Below are 24,963 nucleotides of genomic sequence, written 5' to 3'. Positions count from 1 at the left end.
GCGGGGCGCGGGGGGCAAAGAAGACGGGCCGGTCCGCAGGGGGGGAGAGCGGACCGGCCCGAGGGGGGGGTTTCCAAGGTACCGCGCCGGAACCGCTCTCCCGGTCCAAGGTCATGAGGGAGATGTGAAGGTTCCCCCGAAGAAGTTGCGCGAACGGTGGGCGATTAGTCCGAATGGCCGCGAATGACACGACTCGCCCCCTCGCGCCACATCCGCACCGCACACGCTCCGTCACGGAACGCACCGGGTCCTCGGCACGGAATTCAAGGACTCCGTCACCGGGCCGTACCCGTGCAGGTGAGCCGTTCTGTTGACCGCGGCCCGGCGCGCTACGAGGGACGGAACGTGATCTCCACGCGGCGGTTCTGCTTGCGACCCGCCTCGGTGGAGTTGTCCGCGATCGGGTAGTCCTCGCTGTACCCGCGCACCTGGAAGGCGTGGCCGGAGCTGCCGAGCGAGCCCAACTCCTCCGCGAGGATCTTGTAGACGGCGTCGGCCCGCTTCTTGGACAGCACCTTGCCGTGCTCGTACGAACCCAGGTCGTCCGTGAAGCCGAAGACACGGATCGGCTGCGTGACGCCCTTGGCGTCGATGTCGGCCGCGATGGCCTTGAGCCGGGCGGTCGCCGCAGCGTTCAGCTTGGCGCTGTCCTTGCCGAACAGGACGTCCGACTGGAGGGCGTAGGTGACGGACGAATTCGACTCCTCGTGCCGCTCCTCGCCGTCGTCGGCGGAGGCGTTCTCGGAGGACGACGCGTCGGTCACGGAGACGATGTCCAGCACCTTCGGCGGTGCCAGCGTCGCCCCCTCGGGCAGTTGCAGGTCCTCGTCGTCCGCGTCCACCTTCACGGGCGCGGACGGGGTGGGCTGCGCCGTCGGGTCGTCGTCCGCCCGCGCGCTCGCGGCGGTGAGCGGCGTGAGCACGAGCGCGAGGCCGAGCACGACCGCGACGCCGGGGCGGGTGTGCGGACGGGGACGGTGCACGGTTCACCCCTCCGCGATCGTGATCTTGGCCGGGGGCATCGTCGGCAGCTGGAACTCCATCTCGGTGGTGCCTTCCGGCGGTGCCGGGAACTGGGCGAACAGGGGCCGCGTCTCGCCGGGCTTGATCAGGGTGAGGCCCATCGTGCACAGGCACTTGCCCTCGGTGTCCCGGAGCACGTAGTAGCGCTTCTTGCCGGCCGCGTCGACCAGCACGGCACCGGCGACGGAGGCGCCGGATTTCTGCACGGCGACCTCAGGCCCCACCCAGGAGATCGCATTGAAGATCTCGGTGCCGTCGTTGGTGAGCGAGCCCTTGACCGTGACGAAGCCGCCGGAGTCCCGCGTGACCTCGTTGAGGGTGACCGTGATGCCCCCCTCACCCTTCATCTGGGCCAAGACCTCGGTCGGATCGTCCGAAGGAGTCCCTCTCGGCTTGTCCGCACTACTCGGAGCTGTCTTGTTCGCGGACGATGTGGGGCTGGCCTTGCCGTCGTCGCCACCACCGCCGCACCCGGACAGCGCCGCGGCGAGGACCACAGCGACGACGACCGCCGCCGGGCCCAGCTTCTGGATACGCATCAGTCCCCCGTTCCTCACTCGCTGAGATGGACGGAGTAGAACTCCGCCAGGTTCAGATCGAAGTCGTCGGCGGTGGCGTCCACCGTCAGGTCACCCTGGCTGCAGGTGAACGAGATCGAGTCACCAGCCTTGTCCTTGACGGAACAACGGGCTTCCACGACACCGGTGGCGGTCGCCCGCGCGTGCATGTCCTGCGTCCCGTCGATGACGGAGTCGCCGACGGTACCCCGCGTCCTCAGCGCCACGGTGGCACCGTTGGGACCGCTCGTGAGAGTGCATCCCTCAAGGTCCGCGTCATTTTGCGCAGCATAGGAACCTGCCGCACCGCAGGCACTCGCTCCGCTCATTCCGCTGCCCGCCAGGAGATCATCCAACTCGTCGAGATCGCCGTCCTCCAACGCATCGAGGAAGTCGTCCCGGACGCTGTCGCGAGTTTCCCGGGCCGCTGCCAGCGCCGCGGCGTCCGCGGCCGTCTGTGCGCTGTTGCGCACTACGGAGGCCTGCCCGACTGCGAAGAACGCAAAGGCCAGGAAGAAGAGCGCTCCCACGGCAACGATGTACAGACCCAGGGTCTGGCCACCGTCCCCGTGGGCTCGCCCGTTCAGCCCCCTCCGACAATCCTGGTGATCGCGCTCAGGATGCCCGTCTTCACGGCTTGTCCGATGTCCGTCGTCGCCAGCACACCGATGATGACCGCGATCACCACCGCGATGCCCAGGTACTCGAACGACGTCTGCCCCGAGTCGCCGCGGAGGCGCACACGCGTGCGCAGCGCGGTCAGTCGCTTCACAACCCACCTGCTCATCTTCCGTGCCCCAAACCGTAGTCACGAGACGTGCGCCGGCCGCGCCCCTTGCGTCGGCCGGGGTCTGGCTATCGCCGCGGGCGGTCGCGGTGCCGGTGAGGTCCACGGCGCACCGCCTCCCATCGGCTCAACCCGCTGCGATTCGCGCCTGATTGCAGGTGCAAATATGGTTGCGACTGCAAATGTACACCGCAACCCTGGGCTCCGCACCCAATATGACGGCTCCCGTCACTACCCATCACCCGCACCGCGAATGCGTTCACCACCCCGTCACCCCCATCACCCCAGCAGGTCGCCGAAGTTGATGCGCGACCCGAGGATCGTGCCCGTCATCAGCAGGATCATCGTCGCGGGGACGAGGAGCGTGGTGACCACACCGGTCGCGCGCGGCACGGTGCGGGCCGCGCGACGGCGGGCGTTCTGGGCCTCGGTGCGGCGCATGTCCGTGGCGATCTGGAGCAGCGTGCGGGCGATGGGCGCTCCCAGCTCCTCGCCCTGCTGCAGGGCGGTGACGAACTGCCCGACCTGTTCGCTGCCGTTGCGCCTGCGCAGCTGGTCGAAGGCGTCTCGGCGGCTGACGCCGACGTCCATCTGACGCAGGGCGATGCGGATCTCGTCGCTCCAGGGCCCCTTGTAGACGGAGGCGACGCGTTCGAGGGCCTGGCGGAAGCCGAGGCCGGCGCTCACCACCACCGCGAGGACGTCGAGGAAGTCCGGGAGCGTGCGCTCGATCTCGTCGCGTCGTCTGCGGACCGCGAGCCGGATGCCGAGGTCCGTCCAGCCGAGGCCGTAGGCGACCATCAGCAGGGCGGCGAACCAGTGGCCGGCCTGGAGGAGCACCAGGGCCGCCAGGGCTCCGAGGGCGCCGTAGACGGCGCGCCGGGCGGCGTAGCGGTCGACGGTGAGGCCGTAGGGGTGCCCGGCGTGGTCGATGCGGGTGCGGATCCGGTTGACCCGGGCGGGGCCCATGAGACGCAGCACCAGAGGCGCCCAGCGCATCCCGAGGCGGTCGACGGCGTTGCCGACCTTGGTGGTGCGGGTCCGTCCGACCTCCAGGGCCAGTTGGAGGTCGCCGGGCAGTTTGACCTCGGAGCGGTAGAGGCCGATGCCGTAGCAGACGCCCACGGCTCCGAGGGCGGCGACGGCGGCCAGCGCGACGGCGATCAACGTTCCTCCACCCCCCTCACACGTCGATCCGCGACATGCGGCGGATGAGCGCGAAGCCGACGACGTAGAGGCCCAGGGCGACGAGGACGGCGATCCGCCCGGCCCCGGAGCCGGTCATCGCGCCCAGGGAGCCGGGCATGATCCGGTCGAGCAGCAGCAGCGACCCGATGCCGATGACGGGGACGGCGTACGCGGTGACCGTGACCTGGGACATCTGGGTGCGGACCTCGCGCCGGGTCTCCTTGCGCTCCTCCAGCGTCACCGTGAGGTTGCGCAGCGACTCCACCACCGAGCCGCCGGCCCGGGAGGACAGGACGAGCGTGGTGACCAGCACCACCAGTTCCCGGCTGGGCAGCCGCTCCTGCAGTTCTGCCATGGCGTCCTCGATGGAGTGCCCGAGCGTCATGGCGTCGGCGACCTTCCGCAGTTCCTCGCCGGCCGGGGCCTCCAGTTCCTCGGCGGCCATGCCGACGGCGGTGCGCAGCGCGAGCCCGGCCTGGGTGGCGTTGGCCAGGACGCGGGCGAGTTCGGGCAGCTGGGCGATGAAGCGCTCGGTACGCACCCGTCGCCGCCACCCGAGGAAGGAGCTGACCGCCCAGGCCGCCAGGAGCGCGGCGATCGGCCCGAAGAAGGGCGCCAGCACGATGTCGGCGACCAGCCAGGCGCCGCCGACGACGCCGACGGCGGCCGCGGTGAACTGTCCCGGCGTCAGGCCGGTGCCGGTGGCGGCGAGCCGCGCGGCCAGCCGCCGGCCCCAGTCGGTGCGCCGGACCCGCCGGTCGAGGCCGGCGAAGGGCACCGCATGCCGCTCCGCGGCCGGGACGTCGGCCAGCCGGTCGACGAGCGCGGCGCGGTCGGCACGTCCGCCTCTCCAGGCGTGCAGGCCCCAGACGCCCAGTACCAGCGCGAGGCCGGTCACGCCGAGCACGGCCAGGGCCATCGTTGGCGTGTTCACTTCGCCTCCCTGCTCGACAGCTCCAGTTCCGTCTCGCCGATCCCGAACGCCGCCGGGACGGACTCGCCCGCCAGGTGGAAGCGCTCGGCAAGTTCCCGCGGTACGGGCTGGTGGTGGAACCACCCCCGTACGATCCGGTCGGGCCCCATCGGCTCGGCGCGGAAGCGGCTCGCGGTGGTCAGCCGGAAGGTGTCGCGGCCGCGTGAGGACAGCACGGCGATCTCGGCGATCCGGCGGGTGCCGTCGACGTCGCGGCGCAGCTGGACGATGACGTCGACGGCGCTGTTGATCTGGTCGCGCAGCGCCTCGAAGGGGATCTTCACCTCCGACATGGAGGCCAGCGTCTGCAGCCTGAGCACCGCGTCCTCGGCGGAGTTGGCGTGCACCGTCGCCAGCGAGCCGTCGTGGCCGGTCGACATGGCCTGCAGCATGTCGAGGGTCTCGCCGCCGCGGACCTCGCCGACGATGATCCGGTCAGGGCGCATGCGCAGCGAGTTCCGCACGAGGTCGCGGATAGTGATCCGGCCCTGCCCCTCGACGTTGGGCGGCCGGCTCTCCAGACGTACGACGTGCTCCTGCTGGAGCTGGAGTTCGGCGGCGTCCTCGACGGTGATGATGCGCTCGCCGTCCGGGATGAGCCCGGACAGCGAGTTGAGCAGCGTGGTCTTGCCCGAGCCGGTGCCGCCGCTGACGATGATGTTGAACTTGGCCCGCACGAACGCGGAGAGCAGCATCAGCATGTGCTCGTCGAGGGTGCCGAGGCCGATCAGCTCGTGCAGGGCGTACGCGCGCGGGAAGCGGCGGATGGTGAGGACGGGGCCGGTCAGCGACAGCGGCGGGATGATGACGTTGACGCGCTCGCCGGAGGGCAGCCGGGCGTCCACCATCGGGTTCGACTCGTCCACCCGGCGGTTGACGGTCGACACGATCCGTTCGATGGTCTGCAGCAGCTGCTCGGGGCTGCTGAACCGGGCGGCGACGGGCTCCACCCGGCCGGCCCGCTCGATGTAGATGCGGTCCGGGCCGTTGACCATGATCTCGGTGATGGAGGCGTCCTCCAGCAACGGTTCGAGGATGCCCAGGCCCAGGGCCTCGTCCACGACGCGGCGGATGACGCCGGCGCGCTCCTTGGTGGAGAGCACCGGGCCCTCGCGGCTGATGATGTGGCCGAGGACGCGTTCCAGGCGCACCCGGCGCTCGGCGGCGGCGAGGGAGGACATCTCGGCGAGGTCGATCTCCTGGAGCAGCTTGGCCCGGTAGACGGCGACGAGGTGGCCCTCCTGCGTCTGCGGGGCGGTGTCCTCGTTCGCGGCGATACGGTCGCGCAGGCTCATTCGTCGGCCCCTTCGTCGTCCTCCCTGGGCATCGTGGCGGTCCGGGTGACGGAGCCGGGGCGCAGGCCCGGGAGCACCGACGGGATCTCCACGGTCGCCGTCGCCCGCACCGAGTCCCCGCCGCCGGTGGTGCCGATCCGCGTACCGTCCTGCAGCCAGGAGCTGACCGCCTGCGTGCCCGCGACGGAGCCGCTCACCGGGGGGTCGTGCAGCGCCGCCATGCGCGCGGCGGCGCGGGCGGCCGTGCCGGCCTGGGCCGCGGTGTAGGCGGCGAGGCCCAACTGCACGCCCGCGAGGGCGATCAGCAGCAGGATCGGCAGCATCCCCAGGAACTCCAGGGAGGCGCTGCCGCGGTCGCGGGAGCGGGGGCGGGGGCGGGCGCGGGCCGTCACGGTGTGACCGCCTCTTCGTCGACGGCCGAGGCGTGGCCGTGGACGGTCAGCGGGAAGTCGATCGCGCCGGGGAAGAGGACGGGGACCTTCAGGCCCACGGTGACCCCGACCATGCCGTCGGCCCCGGTGGTGCCGAAGTCCTCGATCCGCCAGGCGCCCGGCAGGTCCTCGGCGGCCGCCGCCCGGGCGTCCTCGCCGACCGCCGCCGCGCGGGCGGCCCGGTCGGCGGCGTGGCCGGCCAGGGTGAAGGTGTACCCGGTCAGCACCGCCTGCCAGACCAGGACGAGCACCAGCAGGATCAGCGGTGTCATGCCGAGCGTCTCCAGGGTGACCTGGCCCTGTTCGCCGCGGCCGCGGCGGCCCCGGCGGGCCGGCACGGCCTGCCCGGGTCCCGTGAGGCCGATCTCCGCGGCGAGCGTCCACACGCCCTGTTTGACGGTGGAGCGGTTGTCGAGGTCCTGGAGCCGTCCGGCGTCCACCACCGACTGCAGTTCCCGGAAGGCGGCGGGGACCACGGCGGAGGCGATCCGGGTGCCGGTGATCCGGGCGATCAGCGAGGGCTGTATCTCGCTGCCGCGGGTGTGCCGGTTGACGGCGGCGACGACGTCCTGGGGCTTGCGGATCTGCAGCCGGTCCCACATCCGCACCATGCGCTTGGCGGCCCGCACGGCGACCACGTCGGGCGTGGTGACCAGCAGCGCGGTGTCCGCGGTCTCGACGGCGACCGCGTTGGCGCCGGTCATCTGGGTGCCGCAGTCGACGACCACGACCTCGTACCGCTGCCGCAGCGCGTGCAGTACGTGCCGGGCGGCGCGGTCGGTGACCTCCTCGCCGCGTTCGCCCTCCCCGGGCGCGAGCAGCAGCGCGGGCCCGGACTCGTGGGCGTACATCGCGTCCTGCAGCACGCGGGTGGTCACGTCGGCGATGTCCGCGAGGTCGGCGACGGAGCGGCGGAACTGGACGTCGAGGTAGGAGGCGACGTCGCCGCCCTGCAGGTCGAGGTCGACCAGGGCGGTGGACTTGCCTGCGGCCTGCGCGGCGAGGGCGAGCTGGACGGCGACGACGGTGGTGCCGACCCCGCCCTTCGCTCCGGCCACGGCGACCAGCCTGCCCCCGGGCACGGCGGCCAGTGCGGGCTGCTGGGGGCTGAGGTGGCGGCGTACGCCGGCCGCCCAGGCGGCGGCCGCCTCGACGCGGGTGCCGAGTTCGTCGTAGGACAGCGGCACCCCGGCGACGCCGCGCGCCCCGGCGTCCATGGCGCCGGACAGGACGGCCGGGCTCGGGTCGGCGGTGAGCAGGATGACGCCGACCGCGGGGAAGCGGAGCGCGATCTCGCGGATGACCTCGAGCGCGGGCACCGGTGTGATGCGGTCGTGGACGACGACGACCTCGGGCAGTTCGTCGATCCCGGTCTCGGCGGCGCGCGCGAGGACGTCCAGCAGCGTGGTGGAGTCCGGCAGGGCCGGCCCTGGTTCGGCTCCCGGCAACTGGTGGAGCACGCCGGTCAGGGCCCGGGCGGTGTCGGGGTCGGGGGTGCCCGACAGGATGCGTACGCCGGTCACGAGGCGGCTCCGTCGCGGGCGAGGGTGTAGGTGCGGTCCCGTTCGGCGGGGGCGGTCGCGTCCCCCGGGGCGACGAGGGCAAGGCGTACGTGCCGGGCGAAGGACTCGGCGAAGGCGACCCGCTGGGCGTCCGCGGCGTCGAGGGCGAAGGTGATGGGGACTCCCTGGCTGCTGACGCGGCGGTTGTCGGCCCCGGTGTCGAAGGCCTTGATCTCGCCGACGTCGATGACCCGGGCGCCCGCGACGATGATCTTCGAGACCTCGGGGTCGGTGTCCCTGCGCGGTGCGAAGGTGGCGAAGATGTTGACCCTCGCCCCCGGGGTGATCTTCCCGGCGACGCCGGTCTCCGCGTCGATCATGATCGCGATCTCCATCTGCCCGGCCCGCAGCGCGGGCCGTTCGGCGACCATGTCCGTCTGCAGCAGGGAGCCGCGGTGCAGCGGGACGGCGGCCATCTTGCCGTCCAGCCGGCCGAGGTCGCGGACGGCGGTGGCGGGCAGCCACCGCTCGGGTATCCGGACCGCCTGCAGTTGGCCGCGGCCGACGGCCTCGTACGCGGGCACGTCCGCGGCCAGCCGGTACGCGGTCACCTTCGGCCCGACCTGGGAGCGGGCGTCCCCGATGACGCTGACGACCCCGGCGAACGCGGCGAGCGCGCACAGCGCGGAGACCACGAGGAGGACGACGCCGCGACGCTGACGTGAGTTCATAGAGGTGGGGCCCTATCGCTCAAGTGCCGAGTGGTGGTGGGGGGATACCTGCGGGGCCGGGGACGCCCTGGGCGCCAGGGAGGGCGCGCGGGGGCCGGGGTGCACGACCTGACGCGGCCGCTCGGGGGGCCGGACGCGCTGCTGCCCGTCCACCGTGGCCGAGCAGAACAGGCAGCGGTCGCCGATGACGGCCAGCCCGCACCAGCCGCAGGTGTCCCGGCGGACCGAGGTGACCAGTTGGTACAGCACGCCCACGTCGGCGATGTAGGCGGTGAACTCGACGAGCCTGCCGGTGCCCCACCAGCGCGCGGAGTCCGCCGGCAGCGGCACCTCCCGCACGTGCAGGCTCCGCCAGGCGCGGGCCAGCGGCCCGGTGACCCAGCCGGCGTCGACGCCGTGGCCGTGGGCGACGGCGAGCTGGGTCAGGAACGCCGGCCCGGCCGGCACGGCGTCGGCCCGGGCCTCGGACAGGTGCGGGTCGGGGTGCGCGAGGACGGCGAAGTGGCGCCCGGGCACCAGGGACTTCAGGTGCGCGCCGACGGGCACGTCCACCCGGTCGAGCCGGGAGACCGAGCCGAGCAGGGCGCCGGAGTGGAGGTAGTGCGACAGCAGCCGGGCGGCACCGGCAAGCACACCGGGCCCGAGGTCGGTGGCGGCGAGCTGGCGCAACTGCTCGGCCAGAAGCAGGGCGGCCAGCGGCGGCAGGTCGACCGGGACGATCGCCACCCGGTCCGCCTCCAGGGCCGCGCGCACGGTGTGGACGCGGCGGCGCAAGGGATCGGTGGGCTCCGGCGGGACGAGTACGACGAGGTGGCCGTGGGCCTCCAGGGCCGCGGCGGTGCGCATCACGTGCTGCTCCAGCGGGAGCGCGAGATCGTCCGCCGTGACCGCTATGACGCTCGACACCCGCGACCTCCCGGAACTCCCGCCCAGTCCCTGCCCGGAGAGCTTATCCCTGCGTAGCCGGAGCAGTGCGGAAAGTCGCCGAACAGTTGATGAAGTCGGTGGTACCCGCGGGACGCGGGACTACGCACGCCGGCAGAGGTATTGACCACAGGATTGGTCTGGACCAAACTGCGTCCACACAAGAGTGGCCACTCGCGTACCCGCCCAACTCCTCGCCCCCAGGAGGCAGTAGTGGAACACGCACGCCCACGGAGCACCGCCCTCAGAGCCGCGGCGGCCGTCGGCGCCGCCGCCCTCGCGGTGGCGGGGCTCGTCGCCACGTCCGGCAGCGCCAGTGCCGCGGACCCCGACCTCGTGACCAACGGCGGTTTCGAGAGCGGCCTGTCCGGCTGGACCTGCACCGCCTCCAGCGGCGCGGCCGTGAGCGGCCCGGTGCACGGCGGCGGAAAGGCCCTGCAGGCCACCCCGTCCTCCTCGGACAACGCCCGCTGCTCGCAGACGATCAGCGTCCGGCCGGGCTCCACGTACCGGCTGAGCGCCTTCGTCCAGGGCAGTTACGTCTACCTCGGCGCGACCGGCAGCGGGATGACCGAGGTCTCCACCTGGACTCCGTCGGCGTCCTCGTACCAGCAGCTGTCCACCGGCTTCACCACCGGAGCGACCACCACCTCGGTCACGGTCTACGTGCACGGCTGGTACGCCCAGCCCGCCTTCCTCGCCGACGACGTGAGCCTGCTGGGCGCGCCCGGCACCGCGACACCCACCCCGACCCCGACGCCGACGGACCCCACCCCGACGCCGACTCCGACACCCACACCCACACCGACGCCCACGCCCACGCCCACCGGCGGCGGCTCGCTGCCCAAGCACGTACTGACCGGCTACTGGCAGAACTTCGCCAACGGCGCGGCCGTCCAGACCATCGCCCAGGTGCCGGGCCAGTACGACATCATCGCGGTGTCGTTCGCCGACGCCACGACCACGCCGGGCGCGGTCTCCTTCACCCTCGACCCGGCGCTGGACTACTCGGTCAGCCAGTTCAAGGCGGACGTCGCGGCGAAGAAGGCGGCCGGCAAGAAGGTCGTCGTCTCGGTCGGCGGCCAGAACGGCACGATCAGCGTCAGCGACTCCGCCTCGGCGAACAACTTCGCCAACAGCGTCTTCTCGCTGATGCAGACGTACGGCTTCGACGGCGTCGACATCGACCTGGAGAACGGGATCAACGCGACCTACATGACGCAGGCGCTGCGCTCCCTTTCGGCCAAGGCCGGCTCCGGGCTGGTCATCACGATGGCCCCGCAGACCATCGACATGCAGTCGACCTCCTTCGGCTACTTCCAGACCGCGCTGAACATCAAGGACATCCTGACCGTCGTCAACACCCAGTACTACAACAGCGGCACCATGAACGGCTGCGACGGCAAGGTGTACGCGCAGGGCACGGTCGACTTCATCACGGCGCTGGCCTGCATCCAGTTGCAGAGCGGTCTCTCGCCCTCCCAGGTGGGCATCGGCCTGCCCGCCTCGACCCGGGCGGCCGGCAGCGGCTACGTGGCGCCTGCCGTGGTCGACAACGCCCTGGACTGCCTCACCAAGGGCACCAACTGCGGTTCCTTCAAGCCCCCCACGACCTGGCCGGGGCTGCGCGGCGCGATGACCTGGTCCACCAACTGGGACGCGACGAACGGCAACGCCTTCTCGAACACCGTCGGCCCCCACGTGCACGGGCTGCCGTAACCGGCGGGACCGTCACCGACGCACCGCACCCCCGGGAGAGGTCCCGTCCCCCGGGGGTGCGGTGTCCCGCCGGCCGCCGCCAGGCCGGCGGCGAACGGCTGCGGCCGCGCCTTGATGACGAGGAACGGCGGGAGGTCAGTCCAGGACGGCGAGCGCGTCGATCTCGACGAGCAGCCCGGCGGGCAGACCGACGTAGACCGTCGTACGGGCGGCGGGGGCGCCCTTCAGGCCGGCGAAGAACTCGTCGAAGAGGGCGTTGAACTCGGGGAAGTGCGCGGTGTCGGTGAGGTAGACGCGGACCATGACGACGTCCTCCCACGAGGAGCCGCCCTCCTCCAGCACCGCCTGCACGTTGGCGAGGGTCTGCAGGGTCTGCTCCCGCAGACCCGGCCCCACCGGCGCGGGTGCCTGCCCCGGCACGGCGGGGCCGAAGCCGACCTGGCCGGCCACCTGCAGGATGCCGCCCTTGCGGACGCCGTGGGAGAACCTGGCCGGCGGGGTGCTGTGGCCGGCCGGGGTGATCGCGGTCTTCTCGCTCATCTGGTTCCTTCGCTCGGTCTTCCGGAGTACTCGCGGCTGATGGCCTCCGCGGTGCGCTGGACCTGCGGACACAGCTTCAGCAACTCCTCGGCGCTGACCACCACATTGGGGGCGGAGATGGAGCAGGCGGCGGCGACGCGCCCGTCGGCTCCGCGGATCGGCGCGGCGACGCAGTTGATGGACTCCTCGTGACCGCCGAGGTCGCTCGCCCAGCCCTGCTCGCGGACCCGGGCGAGTTCGGCGAGGTGGGCGGCGGGGTCGGTGATCGAACGCGCGGTGTAGCGCGGGTACTCCAGGCTCCGCGCGACCGCGCGCCGCTCCGCCTCGGGCAGGTCGGCCAGGAGCAGTTTCGCCACGGCGGCCACGGTGATGGCGACGGGCTTGCCGATCCGCGAGTACATGCGCACCGGGTAGCGGCTCTCCACCTTGTCGATGTAGACCACCTCGCCCTCCTCGTACACCGCGAGGTGGACGGTGTGCCCGGTCAGCTCGTTGAGGGCCACGAGGTGGGGGTGGGCGATACCGCGGACGTCCAGGTTCTCCATCGCCTCCTGGGCGAGGGCGAACAGCCGGGCGCCGAGGCGGTAGCGCTGGTCGTCCTGGCGGTAGACCATGCCGTGCTCGTGCAGGGTGCGCAGCAGGCGCAGCGCGGTGGACTTGTGCACGTCCAGGCGGGTGGCGACCTGTTCGAGGTTGGCGGGCCCCTCCGCGAGCAGGGGCAGGATGCGCAGTGCGCGGTCCACGGTCTGGCTCATGCGCGCAGTCTCCCCCATGCCTCCTCGCCGAGGGCGGCGAGCGAGTCGCCCCGCACCCCGATCACCGCGGCGGCCAGGGCGTGGCCCCGGGCGAGCCGGTCCCGCAGCGGGAGCGCGCGCAGCGTCGCCGACAGGAAGCCCGCGGCGAAGGCGTCACCGGCCCCGACGAGGTCGACGACGGGCGTGTCCGGCGCGGGCACGAACACCCCGTCCGCGCCGCCCTCGTACGCGGTGGCACCGCGCGCGCCCTGCTTGACGACGAGGACGGCCGGATCCGGCAGGGCCTCGCGCACGGCGTCGGCGTCCGGCAGGCCCCACGCGGCCGCGGCCTCGTCCTCGCCGACCAGGACGAGGTCGCAGCGGGCGGCGAGGACGGCGAGCCGTCCGGGGTCGGCCGAGCGCCACAGGGCGGGACGGTGGTTGACGTCGAAGGAGACCAGCGGGCGGTCCGGCCCGGGGGCGGTGAGCCCGTGGACGAGGTCCGCGCACCCCTGGGAGAGGGCCGGGGTGATGCCGGACAGGTGCAGCACCCGGCCGGCCCAGGCGTCGCGCCGGTCGACGTTCCCCGGGTCCATGGCGGTGGCGGCCGAACCGGACCGGTAGTAGGCGACCTCGCCGTCGCCGGTGCGGAAGTAGACCCCGGTGGGGCGGCCGGGGTCGCGGCGCACCTCCGAGACGTCGACGCCGGCCGCGGCGATCGCCGTCACCAGATGGTCCCCGAACGGGTCGGCGCCCACCCGGCTGATCCAGCGCACGGCATGGCCCAGACGGGCCAGCGCGCAGGCGACGTTGGACTCCGCGCCGCCCGCCCCGCGGTCGAAGGCGGCCGCGTCGGCGAGGCGCTGCCCGGGCGCGGAGGGAACAAAGGTGATCATGGACTCGCCCACGCACACGACGTCCACGGCCATGGTGCCGGTCACATCCGCTCCTCTCCGCGCACCGTTGACCCGGTGCTGGCCGGGATGTTAGACAGCGGGAAACACAGTGCGCAACGGCCGTTGCACATATTGCAACAGCTCCGGACGGAGGCGGGATGGACCAGGTCACGGGCATCGACGAGCTGCACCGGGAGCGGGTGGACCACCGTTTCAAGGGACTCCCGCCGGACGCCGACGGCCTGACCGTCGGCGAACTGGCCGCCCAGCGCCGCACCGTCTTCGACGGCGGCTTCATCACGCCGCTGCTCACGCTCTCCGAGCCCGCCCTGGAACACAACCTCGCCCAGCTCGCCGACTGGGCCGGCAGGCACGGCCTCGCCTTCGCGCCGCACGGCAAGACCTCCATGGCCCCGCAGCTCTTCGCCCGCCAGCTGGCCCACGGCGCGTGGGGCATCACCGCCGCGACCCCGCACCAGGTGCGGGTCTACCGGGCGTTCGGCGTGCGGCGCGTCTTCCTCGCCAACGAGCTCGTCGACGCGGCGGCGCTGCGCTGGCTGTCCGGCGAGCTCGCGGGCGACCCGGAGTTCCGCTTCGTCTGCTACGTGGACTCCGTGCGCGGGGTGGAACTGATGGACGCGGCCCTCACGGCCGCCGTGGACGTCGTCGTCGAACTCGGCGCGGAGGGAGGCCGCACCGGCGTGCGCGGCTCCGCGGAGGCGGCGCGCGTCGCCGACGCGGTCGGCGCGGCGCGGCACCTGCGCCTCGTAGGCGTCGCGGGCTACGAGGCGGCGGCCCCGGACCCGCGCGGCTGGCTCGGTGAACTGGTCGCGCTCGCCAAGGACTTCGACGCGGCCGGGCGGTTCGCCGAAGCCGGGGAGATCGTGGTGAGCGCGGGCGGCAGCGAGTGGTTCGACGCGGTGGCGGACGCGTTCGGCACGCTCGGGAACCTGTCCCTGCCGGTGCTGGGGCTTCTGCGGTCCGGGGCGTACGTCACCCACGACGACGTCCACTACCGCGATCTGACGCCGTTCCGCGACCGCATCCCCTCGGAGGGCTCGCTCGAACCCGCGTTCCGGTTGTGGACCCAGGTGCTCTCCCGGCCCGAGCCGGGGCTCGCCCTCCTCAACGCGGGCAAGCGCGACGCGCCGTACGACCTCGACCTGCCGGTGCCGCAGGTCGTACGCCGCGCCGACGGTTCCGCCGTCCCGGCGGCCGGGCTCACGGTCACCAGGCTGGCCGACCAGCACGCGTTCGTGGAGGTCGCCCCCGGGGCGGGGGACCTGGCGGTCGGCGACTGGGTGGGGCTGGGGGTGTCGCATCCGTGCACGGCGTTCGACAAGTGGCAGCTTGTGCCTGTCGTGGGCGAGGGCGGGGTCGTCACGGACTTCGTCCGCACGTTCTTCTGACGGCCCGGTTGTCGGGTGCGACGCCGTGTGGTTGCGGTTGGGGTTTCTCCCCCGCCCGCCCTCCCGATTGCCCGTGATGGTTGGTGCGGCCCACCACGCACCCCGCGAGGCCCGCACCGACCGCGCCGGATGGGGGCGCCCCCGGCCGAGGGTGGGCGGGGGCCAGCCCCCCGCAGGCGCCGCACCCGCGTCACATCTTCGCAGCACTCCGCCCCGCCGGATGAGATCCGGCGGGGCGGGTTCACCAACGGCGTCCGCGCACGGTCGGGCCCCGGTCGCTGTCGTCCTGCTCGCTATTGCACGTCGACGTAGTCGCCGGCCGCGGAGACCGCCGGGGTGGTGGTCGTTCCGGCGAAGCTGAAGCGCCAGTAGCCGTCGGCAGAGGCGGTGACGGTGGTCTTCAGCGCTCCAGCGAACGACATGACCGTCTTGACGGTCTTGTAGGTGGTCTCGCCCTTCTTGCGGAACTGCAGCCTCACCGACTGGCTGCCGTAGCCCGCGTAGGCCTTCGTGTCCGACTGCCAGTTCGCCTGGGTCAAGGTCCCGGTGACCGTGAGCGTCTTGCCCTTGGTGACCGGCTCCGGAGAAGCGTTCACCGTGAGCCGGGACTGGCGCTGCACGAGGACGCTTTGGGCGGTGTGCAGGTCGGTGTGGCTGGTGCCGTCCTTCGACCATGCCCAGGCGGCGACCTTCCAGGTGCCCGCGAGAGAGTTGAGCCCCAGGGTGGAACGCGGCCAGATGTAGGCCAGTTGCGTCTCACAGATCGAGGTGGTGGCGGACTGCGCGGTGCAGGTCGCGGGCCAGGTTCCGAGGAGTACGCCGTCAGGTGCGCCGTATGAGCCGTGGTACAGGAACAGGTCGCCTTCGGCGATGCCGGAGGGGTCGGTGGCGGTGAAGGTCGCCTTGAACTCCTGGAGCTCGTCGGTGGTGAGGACCACCGGCTTCCCGCCGTTGACGACCAGGTTCGAGATCTTCGTCGTGCCCGCCTGCTCGTCGCCCTGTATTCCCGGTCCGCCGAAGGCGCGGATCACGGTGCGCCGGACGCTGCCCCCTTCGTCGTTGACGGCCGTGGCGCGCAGCGAGACGTATGCCGCGGTGTGCGGGACGGTCAGAGTCGCGGCGGTGCCGGTGTCGTTGGTGGTGAGCGGGAGCCGGGTCCAGGTGGTGCCGTCATCCGTGGAGTACTCCAGGGCGGTGACGGTCTCCACCGCCTCGGAGTTGCGGGTCGCGGCTGTGACGCCCACGGTCACGGGGGCGGTGCCGGCCGCGTTGCGGGCGTTCAGTGCGGATACGGAGAAGGAGGTGTCGATCAGGGGCAGCGCGCGGGAGCTGCTGCTGCCCGTGGAGGTGAAGGTCCATTCGTTGCGTGCCAGCGTCGACAGGCGTGAGTAACCGGTCCTGCGCGTGACGGTGTGTGTCAGCTGGTAAGTGGCGGTGGTGCTCGGGACGGTGGCGGACAGCCCGGAATACGGCGACAGGCCGTCGGCCGACGCGAGGATCCGCCCGCCGGAGGTGAGCTGGTAGGAGGACTTCGAGCGGCCGTCGGTGCCGGGGTTGCCTGCCGCGTCGCTCAGGGTCGCCGACTCGGTCAGGCTCATCGTCGTGGAGCTGCGGGTGGAGCGGTTGCCCGCTGGGCCGGGGCCGAAGGGGGCCGCACCCACGGTGGGTCCGGCCGTGGTGGTGCCGGCGGCCAGGGTGCGGTCGGGCAGCGAAAGGGAGTGGTCGCCGGCGCCGTAGTCGACCAGGCGCGAGTACGAGATGCCCGGGGTGACGTACTCGGTGGTGGTCGCGCCGGTCTTCACCCAGTCGCCGATGAAGACGCCGGTCCATTCGCCGGTCTGCGGCACCGTCTGCAGATACGCCCGCACGGCGACGCCCTGGGCGCGGATCGGGGTGGTGGCCTTGGCGAGACTCGCCTGTCGTACCGACGCGATCGGCGAAGAGGGGACGGTGTTGTCGAAGGAGTGCGTCAGGTCGTACCGGTACGGGCTGGGGGCGGAGGCGGAGGACCCCTTCTCGGTCAGCACCTCGTGAACGCGCAGGGAAGCCCCGGTGACCGAGAAGGGCGTGGTGTAGACCTTGTCCATACCGCGGCCGGCGAAGCCCGCCAGGTTGCCGCCGGGGACCGAGATCCACACCGCGGCCGCGTCGCGGGCGGCGGTGGTGTCGTCGGTCCTGATGGCCGTCTCCTTGGCCAGCTTCTGGTCGAGTTTCACCGTCAGACCGGAGGTCGTCACGGTGAACGCACGGGTGAGGAGGTAACTGGGCTGCCCGTAGTCGGAGTGCAGCGCGACGGCGAAGTAGCTGCCCGGCGCGAGCTTGGCGGTGGCGTCCGGGCCGTAGCCGTCGTCGTTCACCGGTACCGCGGCCCAGGTGGAACGGTTCCACAAAGCGATCGACTTGGTCGTGACGTCCGCATTGGTGATGGAGAACTTCACCGAGTACGTCGCCGCCGCCTGGACCGCCGCCATGGGCGCAAGTGACGGCGTCGCGCCGACGCGCATCCGCGTCCCGGCAGATGGCCGCTGTCGGCCCACGGGGCGGACACCGATCGAGCCGTCCGTCGAGGTGATGGCGTAGTGCCCCGCGTCCTGCCCGTTTCGCTGCGCGATGTCGAGATACTTACCGTCGACCAGTTCCACCCGCTCCCCCGTCGCCAGCCGCGCGACGTCCCGGGCGTCCTTCATCTGCGCGACCGTGCCGACCACTCCACGGCCGTGAGCGGATTCGGACCCCGCCGCCGACTCGGCGCCGACACCGACGCCCGAGACGACCAGAGCCGATGCCGTGGCCACAGCGCCCGCCAGGACCGCCAGCCTCACCACGCGGGGTGTTCCGTGTCTTCTGCGACCCGCCCGTACGGTCGACGCCATCTGCGTCCTCCCCCTGCTGTCCCTCGAGCTCGTCGGATGCGAACCCGCCGGCGGACACCCTAAGACCGCGCTGTCGACGAACCCACCGCGGGGCCCCGTTATGGAGCCGGCCCGCTCCGCAGTGGCGGGTCGTGGCTGCGGCCCGCGGAATTCGGCTCCGGGAGACCCGCGTTGCCGCAGGTGCGACCCGGGGTGCGGGGAACAGATCTTGATGTGTGCGGGTATCGGCGCCTGGCAGCTACTGCGGCGTGCCTGGTCGGCGCATTTCGCCGGTGCCCCGGCAACCGGACGCGACACGGACCGACCGGCAGAGGGAAGGCCCGCATGGACTTGGCGATTCGCGGCGCGACCGTCGTGGACGGGACCGGGACGACCACGGCGTACCCGGCGGACGTCCGCATCGAGCACGGCCGCATCACGGAGATCGGCACGGTACGCGGCGCACGCCGCACCCTGGACGCCCGCGGGCTCGTGCTCGCCCCCGGGTTCATCGACATGCACGCCCACAGCGACCTGGCCCTGCTCACGGACCCCGCGCACGAGGCGAAGGCGGCGCAGGGCGTGACCCTGGAGGTGCTGGGCCAGGACGGGCTGTCGTACGCCCCCGTGGACGACCGCACGCTGGCCGAGCTGCGCCACCAGATCGCGGGGTGGAACGGCGACCCCGAGGGCCTGGAATACGACTGGCGCAGCGTCGGCGAGTACCTGGACCGCCTGGACCGGGGCATCGCCGTGAACGCCGCGTACCTGGTCCCGCAGGGCACCGTGCGGATGCTGGCCGTCGGGTGGGAGGACCGCCCGGCGACCCCGGCGGAGCTGGACCGGATGAGGGAACTGGTCGCCGCGGGGCTGGCGCAGGGCGCCGTGGGGATGTCGTCCGGGCTGACGTACACCCCGGGGATGTACGCCTCGGACGCCGAACTGACGGATTTGTGCCGGGTCGTGGCGGCCCACGGCGGCTACTACTGCCCGCACCACCGCAGTTACGGCGCCGGCGCGCTGGAGGCCTACGCGGAGATGATCGCGGTGACCCGGGAGGCGGGCTGCGCCCTGCACCTGGCGCACGCCACGATGAACTTCGGCGTGAACGCGGGCCGCGCCCCCGAGCTGCTCGCGCTGCTGGACGAGGCACTCGCCGCGGGGGCGGACATCACCCTCGACACGTATCCCTACCTGCCGGGCTGCACGACGCTCGCGTCGACCCTGCCGAGCTGGGCGACGGAGGGCGGTCCGGAGGCGACCTTCGCCCGGCTCCGGGACGACGCGCAGGCCGAGCGCATCCGGCACGCGATGGAGGTGGTGGGCTCGGACGGCTGCCACGGCGTGCCCGTGGAGTGGCGGACGCTGGAGGTCTCCGGGGTGCGCGAGCCCGCCCTGGCGGGCCATGTGGGGCGCCGGCTGGCGGACTTCGCGACGGCGCGCCGGCTGCTGCTGGAGGACCGCCTGGGCACGACGGTCCTGCAGCACGTCGGCCACGAGGAGAACGTCCGGGCGATCATGCGCCACCGCGCCCACACCGGCGGCAGCGACGGCCTGCTCGTCGGGGACAAGCCGCACCCCCGGGCGTACGGCACCTTCCCGCACTACCTCGGCCGCTATGTGCGCGAGCTCGGCGTGCTCGGGCTGGAGGAGTGCGTCGCGCACCTCACCGGCCGCCTCGCGGCCCGGCTGGGGCTGTCCGACCGCGGCCTGGTCCGCGTGGGCCACCGCGCGGACCTGGTGCTCTTCGACCCGGGAACGGTCGCCGCGGGCGCGACGTACGAGGCGCCGCGCACACCGCCCACCGGCATCCCGCACGTACTCGTCGACGGGCGGTTCGTCATCGAGGACGGCCGCCGGACGGACGTCCTGGCCGGTCGTTCCGTGCGCAACGAGAAAGGGCGGCGAAGGTAGCGCCACTTCACCATTCGGCGCATACGTGGCCAAGAACACGGGGCGGTCCCCGGTACGTGGCCGTAAGCTCGCGGGCATGCAGGTGATCCAGTCCACGAAGCTCTCCAACGTCTGCTACGACATCCGCGGCCCGGTGCTGGAGGAGGCCATGCGGCTGGAGGCGGCAGGTCACCGCATCCTGAAGCTGAACACCGGCAACCCCGCCGCCTTCGGTTTCGAGTGCCCCCCGGAGATCCTGGAGGACATGCTGCGCTCCCTCGGCGGCGCGCACGGCTACGGCGACTCCAAGGGCATCCTCCCGGCGCGGCGGGCGGTCATGCAGCACTACCAGACCAAGGGCATCGAGCTGGACGTCGAGGACGTCTACCTCGGCAACGGCGTCTCCGAGCTGATCCAGATGTCGATGCAGGCGCTGCTGGACGACGGCGACGAGGTGCTGATCCCGGCGCCCGACTACCCGCTGTGGACGGCCGCCGTGTCGCTGTCGGGCGGCACCCCGGTGCACTACCGCTGCGACGAGCAGGCGGACTGGTTCCCCGACCTCGCCGACATCGAGCGCAAGATCACCGACCGCACCAAGGCGCTGGTGATCATCAACCCGAACAACCCCACAGGCGCGGTCTACGACGACGAGCTGCTGCGGCAGCTGACCGACATCGCCCGCCGGCACAACCTGATCGTCTGCTCGGACGAGATCTACGACAAGATCCTCTACGACGACGTGACCCACACCCCGACCGCGGCGATCGCCCCCGACCTGCTGACGCTCACCTTCAACGGGCTGTCGAAGGCGTACCGGGTGGCCGGCTACCGCAGCGGCTGGCTCGCGGTGTGCGGCCCGAAGGAGCACGCGACCAGCTACCTCGAGGGCCTGACGATCCTGGCGAACATGCGCCTGTGCGCGAACGTCCCGGCACAGCACGCGGTGGCCACCGCCCTGGGCGGCCGGCAGTCGATCAAGGACCTGGTCCTGCCGGGCGGCCGGCTGGCCGAGCAGCGGGACGTGGCGTACGACCTGCTGACGCAGATCCCGGGGGTGACCTGCGTGCGGCCCAAGGGCGCGCTGTACGCGTTCCCCCGGCTGGACCCGAAGGTCTACAAGGTCAAGGACGACCAGCAGATGGTGCTGGACCTGCTGCGGGCGGAGCGGATCCTGGTGGTGCAGGGCACCGGCTTCAACTGGCCGGAGCCGGATCACTTCCGCCTGGTCACACTGCCCGCGAAGGAGGATCTGGCGGACGCCGTGGGCCGGATCGCGCGCTTCCTGGACGGCTACGGGCAGCCGTAACCGGGCGCCGGTCGTCCCGATGGATCGAAACACTCCCTCCTTAGACTGAGTCCAAGGTAGGATGTACTCCTGTTTGCAGGAGGAGTGCATCCATGTACGAACCGATCCGCACCACATCGGTCGATACGGCGGTGGCGCCCACCCTTCCGCGTCGGAGCCGTGACGAGGAGCTGGACCTCCAGCTCGCCGGACACCTCGCCGCACTGCTGACCGTCACGGACGAGCTGCGGGCGCTGGAGCCCTGCCCCAAGCTCGACCGTGCCGCGGAGCAGCTCGCCGAGGCCGTGGCGGATCTGCACCACGGGCACCCCCCGCTGCGGCTCTCGACGGCTCCGGCCGGACGGGGACAGGCGGAGGCGGCCCGGGTGGCGGCCCTGCACCGTAGGGCGCGCGCGCTCGCCGGCCGGGCCCTGGTGGTCGCCGAGTCACGCCAGAACGCGGAGGCCGCGGCGCTCGCCGAGCGCCACATCGCGGTCCACACCGCAGCCGCCTAGGAACCGCCCGAGGGCCGGGACCGGAGGTCGTCGCCTCCGGCCCCGGCCCTCGGTGTGAGGGTCGGCTCGGTCCGCCCCGCGGGGCGACGGTCAGGGTCGGGGACACCCGCGGCCGGGCCAGGCCCACCACCGGACCGCCCGCCCGCGCCGCACACGCGGGGAGGGCCGGGCCGCCCGGATTCCGGCGAAGGCTAGCCCAGGCGCTCGACCAGGGCCCGGTACTCGTCCCACAGCTCCTTCGGCGTGTGGTCGCCGAAGGTCTCCAGGTGGGACGGGATGAGCGAGGCCTCGTGCCGCCAGGTCTCGACGTCGACGGAGAGCAGCAGGTCGAGGTCCTCCTGCGAGATGTCCAGGCCGTCGGTGTCCAGGGAGCCCTCGGCCGGCAGGATGCCGATCGGGGTCTCGACGCCCTCGGCCCGGCCGTTGAGTCGGTCGACGATCCACTTCAGCACGCGGCTGTTCTCGCCGAAGCCGGGCCACACGAACCGGCCGTCCGCGTCCTTGCGGAACCAGTTCACGTAGTAGATCTTCGGGAGCTTGTCGGCGTCGTGCTTCTGGCCGAGCCCCACCCAGTGGCCGAAGTAGTCGCCCATGTTGTAGCCGCAGAAGGGCAGCATCGCGAAGGGGTCGCGGCGCAGCTCGCCGACCTTGCCCTCGGCGGCGGCGGTCTTCTCGGAGGCGACGTTGGCGCCGAGGAAGACGCCGTGCTGCCAGTCGAAGGACTCGGTCACCAGGGGCACCGCGGAGGCGCGGCGGCCACCGAAGAGGATGGCCGAGATCGGCACGCCCTTGGGGTCCTCCCACTCCGGCGCGATCGTCGGGCACTGCGCGGCGGGGACGGTGAAGCGGGCGTTGGGGTGGGCGGCCGGGGTCCCGGACTCCGGCGTCCAGGAGTTCCCCTTCCAGTCCGTGAGGTGGGCCGGGAGCTCCTCGGTCATGCCCTCCCACCAGACGTCGTTGTCGTCGGTGAGGGCGACGTTGGTGAAGACCGAGTTGCCCCACAGGGTCTTCATGGCGTTGGCGTTGGTGTGCTCGCCGGTGCCCGGTGCGACGCCGAAGAAGCCCGCCTCGGGGTTGATCGCGTAGAGGCGGCCGTCCGCGCCGAAGCGCATCCAGGCGATGTCGTCGCCGATGGTCTCCACGGTCCAGCCGGGGATGGTCGGCTCCAGCATGGCGAGGTTGGTCTTGCCGCAGGCGCTCGGGAAGGCGGCGGCGACGTACTTGACGGCCTCGGCCCCACCGCGCGGCGGGGTGAGCTTGAGGACGAGCATGTGCTCGGCCAGCCAGCCCTCGTCACGGGCCATGACCGAGGCTATGCGCAGGGCGTAGCACTTCTTGCCGAGCAGGGCGTTGCCGCCGTAGCCGGAGCCGTAGGACCAGATCTCACGGCTCTCCGGGAAGTGCGAGATGTACTTGGTGGAGTTGCACGGCCACGGGACGTCCTCCTGGCCGGGCTCCAGCGGGGCGCCGACGGAGTGCACGGCCTTGACGAAGAAGCCGTCCTCGCCGAGTTCGTCGAGCACGTCCTGGCCCATGCGCGTCATGGTCCGCATGGCGGTGGCGACGTACGCGGAGTCGGTGATCTCCACGCCGATCGCGGACAGCTCGGAGCCGAGCGGGCCCATGCAGAACGGGACGACGTACATGGTGCGGCCGCGCATGGAGCCGCGGAACAGCCCCTTCTCGCCGCTGAAGATCTCCCGCATCTCGGCGGGGGCCTTCCAGTGGTTGGTCGGGCCGGCGTCCTGCTCCTGCTCCGAGCAGATGAAGGTGCGGTCCTCGACACGAGCGACGTCGGTCGGGTCGGAGGCGGCGTAGTACGAATTGGGGCGCTTGATCGGGTCGAGCTTCTTGAAGGTGCCCTTCGAGACGAGCCCGTCCGCGAGGCGCTGGTACTCCTCCTCGGAGCCGTCGCACCACACGATCTCGTCCGGCTGGGTCAGCTCGGCGATCTCGCCGACCCATGCGATCAGGTCCTGGTGATTGGTGGGAGCCGCTTTGACGCGCGCCACGATCGCTCCGTTCCGCCCGGTGTGCACTCACCTGGCGTCAGATTCCGAGGGTGTTGTTGTCGGCCCCTTGGGGGCTGCGACCCGGATGCTGCTGTCGTGGATGCTCATCCGGTGCCGTCCGCACTCATATGAGTATCAGGACAGGAAACGCGATCTGTCCAGGGCGCGTGGGGTGAGCATCGCCACTCCCAACGCCCGGCGACACCGCCTACTACGTATCGGTAACCTACGCAACCGTAGGTAGCATTGATTTCATGAGCTCCGTGGACGAGACTCCCGTTGTGCCCGCCGCGCTTGAAGAACTCGCATCCGCCGCCGCCCCCTTGAAGCCGAAGCTGAGGGGGTGGCTCCATGCCGGGATGTTCCCCGCCGTCCTCGTCGCGGGGGTCGTCCTGACCGCCTTCGCCGAGAGCACCCGCGGGCGGATCGCCTGCGCGGTGTTCACGCTCACCGCCTGCGCGCTGTTCGGCGTGAGCGCGCTCTACCACCGCGGCGACTGGGGCCCCCGGGGCTCGGCGGTGCTGCGCCGGATGGACCACGCGAACATCTTCCTGATCATCGCGGGGACGTACACGCCCTTCACGCTCCTGCTGCTGCCGGACGGCAAGCAGGAGGTCCTGCTCTGGCTGGTCTGGTCGGGCGCCCTGGCGGGCGTCGCCTTCCGGGTCTTCTGGGTGGGCGCGCCGCGCTGGCTCTACACGCCCTGCTACATCGCGCTGGGCTGGGCGGCGGTCTTCTTCCTGCCCGACTTCCTGCGGCAGGGCGGCGTCGCCGTGCTCGTCCTGATCGTCGTGGGCGGCCTGCTGTACAGCGTCGGAGCCGTGGTCTACGGGACCAAGCGCCCCAACCCCTCACCGCGCTTCTTCGGCTTCCACGAGGTCTTCCACTCGTTCACTCTGGCCGCGTTCATCGTCCACTACGTGGGCATCTCGCTGGTCGCCTACAACCACGCGTAGTGACAGCCGCTCCTTTTCGGTAGTCACTGTCACCAGTGCGGCCGGCGCCCGTGCCCGCCGCAGCCCACGGGACCGCGCGCACCGTCGATGCCCGACAATGACGAGCGTGACCGTACCGACCGGACCGAGCCTCCGCGAGCGCAAGAAGATCCGGACCCGGCGGGACATCCGCCGCGCCGCCCTCCGGCTCTTCGAGGCGCAGGGGTACGACGGGACCACCGTCGAGCGGATCGCGGAGGCGGCCGAGGTCTCGGCCAGCACGGTCTTCCGGTACTTCCCCACCAAGGAGGACATCGTCCTCCCGGACGACCACGACCCCGTCATGGTGGCCGAACTGCGCGCCCGTCCGGCGCGGGAGCCCGTCGTCGCCTCCCTGCGGCACGCCCTGCTGTGCCCGCTGCGCGGGGTCCTCGCCGACGAGGGCGCGCTGGAGGAGCTGCGGCAGCGGCTGCGCCTGGTGCGCTCGGTGCCCGCGGTCCGCGCGCGCATGGGCGAGCGCATCCGGGAGGCAGGCCGGCTGCTGGCCTCCGTCACGGCCGAGCGGCTCGGGCGCCCCGACGACGACCTCGAGGTCCGGGTCGTCGTCGCCGCTGTGATGGGTGCCTGGTCCGAGGCCGTCTTCCACTGGCTCGACTCGGACGGCACCGCCGACCCCGGCGCCGTCCTCGACCGCTCGCTGGAACTGCTCGCGGCCGGCCTCTGCCGTTAGGCCGTGTCGGCGCAGACGGGTCCCCGGGT

Annotated in this window: 23 protein-coding genes; 7 read left to right on the top strand and 16 right to left on the bottom strand. The window is 72.1% G+C overall.

Going from position 1 to position 24,963, the window contains the following annotated elements:
* Positions 1–329 precede the first annotated feature (329 nt).
* The 11 genes from B085_RS0125210 to B085_RS43700 all read right to left on the bottom strand — a co-directional run bounded on the left by B085_RS0125210 (position 330) and on the right by B085_RS43700 (position 9,393).
* A complete protein-coding gene (locus B085_RS0125210; RefSeq protein ID WP_018561383.1) occupies positions 330–983 on the bottom strand; it encodes an OmpA family protein in 654 nt (217 codons plus the stop codon).
* A 3-nt stretch (positions 984–986) separates the two neighbouring features.
* Complete coding sequence (locus B085_RS0125205; RefSeq protein WP_018561382.1) at positions 987–1,562, bottom strand: hypothetical protein; 576 nt, start codon at positions 1,560–1,562, stop codon at positions 987–989.
* Positions 1,563–1,576: 14 nt separating this feature from the next.
* Entirely contained in the window at positions 1,577–2,131 is a 555-nt protein-coding gene (locus B085_RS49520) for a pilus assembly protein TadG-related protein (protein WP_267881098.1), read from the bottom strand.
* A gap of 32 nt (positions 2,132–2,163) precedes the next feature.
* The gene (locus tag B085_RS49515; RefSeq protein ID WP_037732388.1) at positions 2,164–2,367 is read right to left on the bottom strand and encodes a hypothetical protein; all 204 of its coding nucleotides are present in this window, start codon (positions 2,365–2,367) and stop codon (positions 2,164–2,166) included.
* A 279-nt stretch (positions 2,368–2,646) separates the two neighbouring features.
* The gene (locus tag B085_RS0125190) at positions 2,647–3,531 is read right to left on the bottom strand and encodes a DUF5936 domain-containing protein (protein WP_026251417.1); all 885 of its coding nucleotides are present in this window, start codon (positions 3,529–3,531) and stop codon (positions 2,647–2,649) included.
* A gap of 19 nt (positions 3,532–3,550) precedes the next feature.
* A complete protein-coding gene (locus B085_RS0125185; protein WP_392610137.1) occupies positions 3,551–4,489 on the bottom strand; it encodes a type II secretion system F family protein in 939 nt (312 codons plus the stop codon).
* Complete coding sequence (locus tag B085_RS0125180) at positions 4,486–5,823, bottom strand: CpaF family protein (RefSeq protein WP_018561377.1); 1,338 nt, start codon at positions 5,821–5,823, stop codon at positions 4,486–4,488. Before B085_RS0125180 ends, B085_RS0125185 begins: the two co-directional genes overlap by 4 nt.
* On the bottom strand, positions 5,820–6,215 hold the full coding sequence (locus B085_RS0125175) for a TadE/TadG family type IV pilus assembly protein (protein ID WP_018561376.1): 396 nt from the start codon (positions 6,213–6,215) through the stop codon (positions 5,820–5,822). The genes B085_RS0125180 and B085_RS0125175 overlap by 4 nt, the downstream gene beginning before the upstream one ends.
* Entirely contained in the window at positions 6,212–7,777 is a 1,566-nt protein-coding gene (locus tag B085_RS0125170; protein WP_018561375.1) for an AAA family ATPase, read from the bottom strand. The genes B085_RS0125175 and B085_RS0125170 overlap by 4 nt, the downstream gene beginning before the upstream one ends.
* Positions 7,774–8,487 carry a Flp pilus assembly protein CpaB gene (gene cpaB / locus B085_RS0125165; protein WP_026251416.1) on the bottom strand — a complete coding sequence of 238 codons (714 nt, stop codon included), beginning with the start codon at positions 8,485–8,487 and terminating at the stop codon, positions 7,774–7,776. The genes B085_RS0125170 and cpaB overlap by 4 nt, the downstream gene beginning before the upstream one ends.
* Positions 8,488–8,499: 12 nt before the next feature.
* A complete protein-coding gene (locus tag B085_RS43700; protein WP_018561373.1) occupies positions 8,500–9,393 on the bottom strand; it encodes a hypothetical protein in 894 nt (297 codons plus the stop codon).
* A 231-nt stretch (positions 9,394–9,624) separates the two neighbouring features.
* Here B085_RS43700 and B085_RS0125155 point away from each other — a divergent pair, with 231 nt between their 5' ends.
* A complete protein-coding gene (locus B085_RS0125155) occupies positions 9,625–11,130 on the top strand; it encodes a chitinase (RefSeq protein WP_018561372.1) in 1,506 nt (501 codons plus the stop codon).
* A 135-nt stretch (positions 11,131–11,265) separates the two neighbouring features.
* On the opposite strand, the gene B085_RS0125150 is transcribed toward B085_RS0125155, so the two are convergent.
* From B085_RS0125150 to B085_RS0125140, 3 genes are read right to left on the bottom strand one after another with little or no spacing between them, the layout of a single operon-like run.
* A complete protein-coding gene (locus B085_RS0125150) occupies positions 11,266–11,670 on the bottom strand; it encodes a RidA family protein (protein WP_018561371.1) in 405 nt (134 codons plus the stop codon).
* Positions 11,667–12,425 carry an IclR family transcriptional regulator gene (locus tag B085_RS0125145; protein WP_018561370.1) on the bottom strand — a complete coding sequence of 253 codons (759 nt, stop codon included), beginning with the start codon at positions 12,423–12,425 and terminating at the stop codon, positions 11,667–11,669. Before B085_RS0125145 ends, B085_RS0125150 begins: the two co-directional genes overlap by 4 nt.
* Positions 12,422–13,333: a sugar kinase gene (locus B085_RS0125140; protein ID WP_051102165.1), complete on the bottom strand. Its 912-nt coding sequence runs from the start codon at positions 13,331–13,333 to the stop codon at positions 12,422–12,424. Before B085_RS0125140 ends, B085_RS0125145 begins: the two co-directional genes overlap by 4 nt.
* 125 nt (positions 13,334–13,458) lie before the next feature.
* Between B085_RS0125140 and B085_RS0125135 the strand changes: the two genes are divergently transcribed.
* Entirely contained in the window at positions 13,459–14,709 is a 1,251-nt protein-coding gene (locus B085_RS0125135) for an alanine racemase (protein ID WP_018561368.1), read from the top strand.
* 293 nt (positions 14,710–15,002) lie between these two features.
* Here the strand turns inward: B085_RS0125135 and B085_RS48240 are convergent, their stop codons facing one another.
* The gene (locus B085_RS48240) at positions 15,003–17,534 is read right to left on the bottom strand and encodes a hypothetical protein (protein ID WP_018561367.1); all 2,532 of its coding nucleotides are present in this window, start codon (positions 17,532–17,534) and stop codon (positions 15,003–15,005) included.
* A gap of 372 nt (positions 17,535–17,906) precedes the next feature.
* Between B085_RS48240 and B085_RS0125125 the strand changes: the two genes are divergently transcribed.
* The 3 genes from B085_RS0125125 (at position 17,907) to B085_RS0125115 (ending at position 21,257) form a co-directional block, all read left to right on the top strand.
* Positions 17,907–19,475, top strand: coding sequence for an N-acyl-D-amino-acid deacylase family protein (locus tag B085_RS0125125; protein ID WP_018561366.1), 1,569 nt, complete (start codon positions 17,907–17,909; stop codon positions 19,473–19,475).
* A gap of 76 nt (positions 19,476–19,551) precedes the next feature.
* Positions 19,552–20,763 (top strand): pyridoxal phosphate-dependent aminotransferase, encoded by a 1,212-nt coding sequence (locus B085_RS0125120; RefSeq protein WP_018561365.1) that lies wholly within the window; start codon positions 19,552–19,554, stop codon positions 20,761–20,763.
* A 92-nt stretch (positions 20,764–20,855) separates the two neighbouring features.
* On the top strand, positions 20,856–21,257 hold the full coding sequence (locus B085_RS0125115; RefSeq protein WP_018561364.1) for a hypothetical protein: 402 nt from the start codon (positions 20,856–20,858) through the stop codon (positions 21,255–21,257).
* 191 nt (positions 21,258–21,448) lie between these two features.
* Here B085_RS0125115 and B085_RS0125110 read toward each other — a convergent pair whose 3' ends face one another.
* Positions 21,449–23,269 (bottom strand): phosphoenolpyruvate carboxykinase (GTP), encoded by a 1,821-nt coding sequence (locus B085_RS0125110; protein ID WP_026251413.1) that lies wholly within the window; start codon positions 23,267–23,269, stop codon positions 21,449–21,451.
* Between the two features lie 254 nt (positions 23,270–23,523).
* On the opposite strand from B085_RS0125110, the gene trhA reads away from it, so the two are divergent.
* Both trhA and B085_RS0125100 read left to right on the top strand, forming a co-directional pair.
* A complete protein-coding gene (trhA, locus tag B085_RS0125105; RefSeq protein ID WP_026251412.1) occupies positions 23,524–24,225 on the top strand; it encodes a PAQR family membrane homeostasis protein TrhA in 702 nt (233 codons plus the stop codon).
* A gap of 97 nt (positions 24,226–24,322) precedes the next feature.
* Entirely contained in the window at positions 24,323–24,934 is a 612-nt protein-coding gene (locus B085_RS0125100) for a TetR family transcriptional regulator (protein WP_037732386.1), read from the top strand.
* Positions 24,935–24,963: the final 29 nt, after the last annotated feature.

It is taken from the genome of Streptomyces sp. BoleA5, from assembly GCF_000373665.1.
Lineage (GTDB): Bacteria > Actinomycetota > Actinomycetes > Streptomycetales > Streptomycetaceae > Actinacidiphila.
The sequence above is the reverse complement of the archived record's forward strand: the minus strand, read 5'-3'. Positions and strand labels throughout refer to the sequence as shown.